Below are 4,875 nucleotides of genomic sequence, written 5' to 3'. Positions count from 1 at the left end.
GCTTATGCAGCCAAGCTACGATGGTGCGTTACGCTGCGCTAACACACCCTACTGGCTTATGCAGCCAAGCTACGATGGTGCGTTACGCTGCGCTAACACACCCTACTGGTTATAGCTGATGGATAAAATAGATTTTTCTGGCACAAGTTGGGTCTCGTTCCCTCGACCCAACCTACATATTGCCTCTGTTTCCTATTAGACATCTCCTAAAAAGATTCTGGAAGCCTTGCACTGTCAGGACAAAAACCTAATTTTGGGAGATGTCTATTGTAAGCCTAGCCAGGTTAGCAGTCCTTGACCTGTCAAATACTCAATGACCACCATAATGGTAAAACCAAGCATAGCAGCTCGACCGTTCAAGCGTTCTGAATAGTCGTTGAAACCGAACTTGGGTTCTTCTGCACGGGGAGTTGTGGTGGGTTGTGGTTGTGCCATAGTGTCAAAGCCTCTCGTAGCGAATAAGTTACAAATCTTTACTTATTTTAACGGTTAAAATCAGGAGTGGTGGCTCAAAAGGGGAAGCAATGGAAATCGGCGTACCAAAAGAAACGAAAGACCGGGAATTTCGGGTGGGATTGAGTCCGATTGGTGTCCGGATATTATCGGAAGCGGGTAATCAAGTTTGGGTGGAGAGCAGTGCGGGTGCAGGCTCAGGCTTTAGTGATGAGGATTACCAGGAGGCGGGCGCAACTATTGTTTCTTCAGCGGCGGCGGCTTGGAATCGAGATTTGGTGGTGAAGGTAAAGGAACCCCTATCGCCAGAATATCAGTTTCTGCAAAAGGGACAGTTGCTATTTACTTATCTTCATTTAGCAGCGGATCGTCCTTTAACGGAATATATGATTGATTGTGGCGTAACTGCGATCGCGTATGAAACTGTGGAACTCCCGGATCGTCGCTTACCGCTACTTACTCCTATGAGTATTATCGCAGGTCGTCTTTCGATCCAGTTTGGCGCGAGATTTCTGGAACGCCAACAAGGGGGCAGGGGTCTCCTTTTAGGGGGTGTGCCGGGGGTACAATCGGGAAATGTAGTAATTCTCGGTGGTGGGATTGTGGGTACGGAAGCAGCGCGGATGGCGGTGGGAATGGGTGCTAAAGTCCAGATTCTGGATGTAAATGTGGATCGTTTAGCTTATTTAGAAACTCTATTTGGTTCGAGAGTGGAATTGCTTTATAGTAACTCTCCCCAAATTGAAGCGATAGTTCCCCAAGCTGATTTACTAATAGGTGGGGTTTTAGTTTTAGGTCGTCGCGCCCCTATTTTAGTATCTCGGAATTTGGTACAGAAAATGCGACCCGGATCGGTAATTATTGATGTGGCGGTGGATCAAGGTGGTTGTATTGAGACAGTAAGACCAACATCTCATACAAATCCTACTTATATAGAGGAGGGTGTTGTCCATTATGGTGTACCAAATATGCCGGGGGCTGTACCTTGGACGGCTACTCAAGCTTTGAATAATAGTACTTTACCTTATGTTTTAAAGTTGGCGGCGCGGGGGATAGATGCTTTTGATTTAGATCCTGTCTTGGCGAAGGGGGTGAATGTACATAATCATAAGTTAGTTCATCCGGCGGTGCGGGAAGTTTTTCCTGATTTGGTGGATTAGTTGTTGGTTGTTGGTTGTTGGTTGTTGGTTGTTGGTTGTTGGTTGTTGGTTGTTGGTTAATATCATTGCTCAAAATTACGCTAAGAATATAAGTGTAACCTAGGATCTAGTAAATTATGGGCCAGTCATTCGGCATACTGTCTCAAGGATAGCAATAGTCTTAATATGCTACTACATTACAGTGCCAGTGCGATCTGCTTGCTGCACGCCCTGGGCTAACGCCTCACTTCGCCAACGCTAACGCGATCGCACTATCTAGATCGTGTTATGATTTTCGTCGTTTGGTAGGTAGTCTAGGTTAATAACTTCTTCATAAGTAAAAGGTGAGGCAGGAGGAAAAGTGTTTAGAGGTAAACCAGTTTCCACTATGGCAAATCTTAGGGCATCGGCGTAGCATTCGTCAAAAACTTGTTCTAAATAAGGTTTCAGGCTGGGACTTTCTTTTAGTTGCTTTCTTATCCTAATGCGATGTTCGATAATTGAGGAAAGCCAGCTATTACTCCGGTGAGTTGGCTGGTATTTGTACTTAAGTAGGTGCAGGAAAACAACAGTTAGGTTACTTTCAATAGATCGCCTTTCACTTCTTCCCATATCCTTAATTTCTTCTACCAGATTAGATATATCTAATTCATCCCACCGCGCCTCATCAATTTGCCTAGCTGTTTGCTCCAACCATAGATAATAATCCTGTTCGTAGCAACTTAAGAGTGGGGAAGCGGATTTTTCTTTAGTTCGGTTTGACCTATCTTTCATCTTGTCACCATCCTATTTTTGTTACTCCCAAAAATTCACGTTAAGTAGATCATCTATAGCTTGACTAAATTGCCATGTCTCTGGAAAGTTTAGACGATTGTAATCTGTATTTTTCCGTAGGATTCGCAGAGAATAACGGTATAACTCTTCAAATAATTCAGGATTGTTAGCATGGCATTTCAGGCTGGGAGACTGTTTCAGCAGTTGCTTAATCTCAAAACGCGATCGCTCTATAGTTTCTTCCCATCCATTGTAATCGTACTCACTCTTAACGTAACAGCGTTTCAGCAGATGTTCTAGGAGGGTAGCGATACTGCTTTCTAATTCTCGTCTATCTCTTCGGGCCAAACATTCTAATTCCTCAATTAAGTTTTCAATATCTAACTCTTCAAAATTACGCGCTTTTAATTGACCGATTGTACCTTTAATCCAAAGAGCTAGATCGCGATCGTAAAGGGTTGTTGTTTGTGGTTTAATTACTTGTGTCATCTTCACAACTCCTTACTGTAATAAAAATTCCTCTTCCCCACTCCCCAATTCCTACTTCCGACTCAGGGTGTTAGCGTCAGTGGTAGCCGTAGCGAGGTAATGCGCGTCGGAACGAGCGTCACGATCTGTTACTCTATCCTAATATGCTACTACAGAAGTGCGATCGCGGATTGTTGCCATGCTAATCTAGTACCAAGCAGAAATAAAGAACATGACACAAACACATTTCCCACGTTCAAGATTAGTAACAGAAGCGGAAGCAGACAAAGAAGATTTATTTGACTACTTCTACGATCAACCTGGTAGTACACCGGGGACGTTGATTATTGAAGCAGATGCGACACCACCTGAGATTTTCTTGATTGACTATAATGAAGCCAACTCTACTTCTGTTAAACTGTCTACGCCGGAAGAATGTATCGACTACCTGGATACCGAATCGGTGTCTTGGGTTGATGTTAGTGGGTTAGGTAGTGAAGATATATTACAAAGATTGGGTGAAGTATTTGGATTACATCCATTGGTGTTAGAAGATATCGTACATGTTCCCCAACGTCCAAAAGTTGAAGAATATGAAGATCACCTCCTAATTCTGGTTCAGATGGTGATGCCAAAACCGAATAAAGATGGCTTCTGGATTGAGCAAGTCAGTTTCGTGTTAGGGCAACATTATCTCTTAAGTGTACAAGAAGAGCCACAAAGAGATTGTTTTGAAGCAGTGCGCGATCGCATTCTCTTCAATAAAGGTAATGTGCGCAAGACTGGAGCTGATTATCTCGCCTACGCCCTGATTGATGCTGTAATTGATGGATTTTTTCCTGTCTTGGAAGACTATGGGGAGCGAATCGCTGCATTAGAAGATGAAGTTATTCTCAAACCTAGTCACAAAACACTGAAAAAGATTTATGCTGTTAAGCGAGAATTATTAGCATTGCGTCGCTATATTTGGCCTCTGCGGAATGCGATTAATTCATTGACAAAAGCAGATAGCGGACTGATTAGTTCTGATGTGATAATTTATCTGCGAGACTGTTACGATCACACTATTCAAGTACTGGATATCCTGGAAACTTATCGAGAATTAGCATCGGGATTGATGGATGTTTATCTATCCGCCATGAGCAACAAGATGAATGAAATTATGAAGGTATTAACCGTAATCTCTACTATTTTTATCCCGATGACGTTTATAGCTGGCGTTTACGGGATGAATTTCGAGTATATGCCAGAACTAAAGTGGCCTTGGGGATACTATACTTGTTGGGGTATGATGATTGCGGTAGCGGCAACACTCTGTTTCTTCTTCTGGCGACGTGGCTGGTTCCAGGATTCTGCCTCGGTTAATGATGATTAATGTTTCCGTTTTTTCAAGAAAATTCGTTAATTTATTAGGAGTCATCTATTAATGGAAATTGCTCAAGAACTTGCTTACAATATCCTGATTTTGACTGTTTATACGATTGTTGTCACTTTAGTGTTTAACAAAGCAGTCCAAGCATTAGACGCTCGAGTGATAGTTCAAACTGATTCAGACTATCTGAATCAACAAATGGAAGAAAGTAATCTTAATGATTTAGTCAATATCAAATTTTCTTTTCCAGATACATACAAGGTTGAGGAGTTCAAAAACCTAGCACTGGAAATTAAGAATAAATCTCCAGATGCGGTGATTGAGGTAGACTGGAAAGACAGTTTGATCAGTGATTTTGAAAATAACGGAAGGCGATTGATTCGAGTTATTCCAGGAAAAGATGAGGTATCTCAAGCCCCAAGTACAATTCTACCTGGTCAAACATTGAAGGAACAATTGAGCGATGAAAAGCCTACTGCTCCTTTATTCGATATTGGAAAGCTGAAAAAAGCTGCGGCGAAAAATGACCGATTCTCGATCAGATTCTTATTAAAAATAGCAGATCCATCTAAAGGAGGAAGATCCTGCCATTTCCGCTGTCAGTTTATTGTTAAAAAACTGCTTTGGCAAAAGGCTCTTTCCCTTTCTTTGCAACCGAAGTGAAAATGG

At 42.2% G+C, this 4,875-nt stretch carries 6 protein-coding genes; 3 read left to right on the top strand and 3 right to left on the bottom strand.

Annotated elements, in window-relative coordinates:
- Positions 1-264: 264 nt before the first annotated feature.
- Positions 265-435: a CAB/ELIP/HLIP family chlorophyll-binding protein gene (locus NJ959_RS24450; protein WP_254014358.1), complete on the bottom strand. Its 171-nt coding sequence runs from the start codon at positions 433-435 to the stop codon at positions 265-267.
- Positions 436-524: 89 nt separating this feature from the next.
- Here NJ959_RS24450 and ald point away from each other — a divergent pair, with 89 nt between their 5' ends.
- Complete coding sequence (ald, locus tag NJ959_RS24445; protein ID WP_254014357.1) at positions 525-1,613, top strand: alanine dehydrogenase; 1,089 nt, start codon at positions 525-527, stop codon at positions 1,611-1,613.
- 255 nt (positions 1,614-1,868) lie between these two features.
- Here ald and NJ959_RS24440 read toward each other — a convergent pair whose 3' ends face one another.
- Both NJ959_RS24440 and NJ959_RS24435 read right to left on the bottom strand, forming a co-directional pair.
- Positions 1,869-2,366: a DUF29 domain-containing protein gene (locus NJ959_RS24440; protein WP_254014356.1), complete on the bottom strand. Its 498-nt coding sequence runs from the start codon at positions 2,364-2,366 to the stop codon at positions 1,869-1,871.
- A gap of 21 nt (positions 2,367-2,387) precedes the next feature.
- On the bottom strand, positions 2,388-2,855 hold the full coding sequence (locus tag NJ959_RS24435; protein ID WP_254014355.1) for a DUF29 domain-containing protein: 468 nt from the start codon (positions 2,853-2,855) through the stop codon (positions 2,388-2,390).
- 211 nt (positions 2,856-3,066) lie between these two features.
- On the opposite strand from NJ959_RS24435, the gene corA reads away from it, so the two are divergent.
- Positions 3,067-4,209: a magnesium/cobalt transporter CorA gene (corA, locus tag NJ959_RS24430; RefSeq protein ID WP_254014354.1), complete on the top strand. Its 1,143-nt coding sequence runs from the start codon at positions 3,067-3,069 to the stop codon at positions 4,207-4,209.
- Positions 4,210-4,260: 51 nt separating this feature from the next.
- Positions 4,261-4,869 (top strand): hypothetical protein, encoded by a 609-nt coding sequence (locus NJ959_RS24425; protein ID WP_254014353.1) that lies wholly within the window; start codon positions 4,261-4,263, stop codon positions 4,867-4,869.
- Positions 4,870-4,875: the final 6 nt, after the last annotated feature.

Origin of the sequence: Limnofasciculus baicalensis BBK-W-15 (assembly GCF_024178385.1) — a bacterium.
GTDB classification, from domain to species: Bacteria; Cyanobacteriota; Cyanobacteriia; order Cyanobacteriales; family Coleofasciculaceae; genus Limnofasciculus; species Limnofasciculus baicalensis.
The sequence above is the reverse complement of the archived record's forward strand: the minus strand, read 5'-3'. Positions and strand labels throughout refer to the sequence as shown.

Bases quoted from the DNA above. Each gene is read 5' to 3' on its own strand.
- corA (WP_254014354.1), top strand. From the start codon at position 3,067: ATGACACAAACACATTTCCCACGTTCAAGATTAGTAACAGAAGCGGAA.
- NJ959_RS24425 (WP_254014353.1), top strand. From the start codon at position 4,261: ATGGAAATTGCTCAAGAACTTGCTTACAATATCCTGATTTTGACTGTT.
- NJ959_RS24440 (WP_254014356.1), bottom strand. From the start codon at position 2,366: ATGAAAGATAGGTCAAACCGAACTAAAGAAAAATCCGCTTCCCCACTC.
- NJ959_RS24450 (WP_254014358.1), bottom strand. From the start codon at position 435: ATGGCACAACCACAACCCACCACAACTCCCCGTGCAGAAGAACCCAAG.
- NJ959_RS24435 (WP_254014355.1), bottom strand. From the start codon at position 2,855: ATGACACAAGTAATTAAACCACAAACAACAACCCTTTACGATCGCGAT.
- ald (WP_254014357.1), top strand. From the start codon at position 525: ATGGAAATCGGCGTACCAAAAGAAACGAAAGACCGGGAATTTCGGGTG.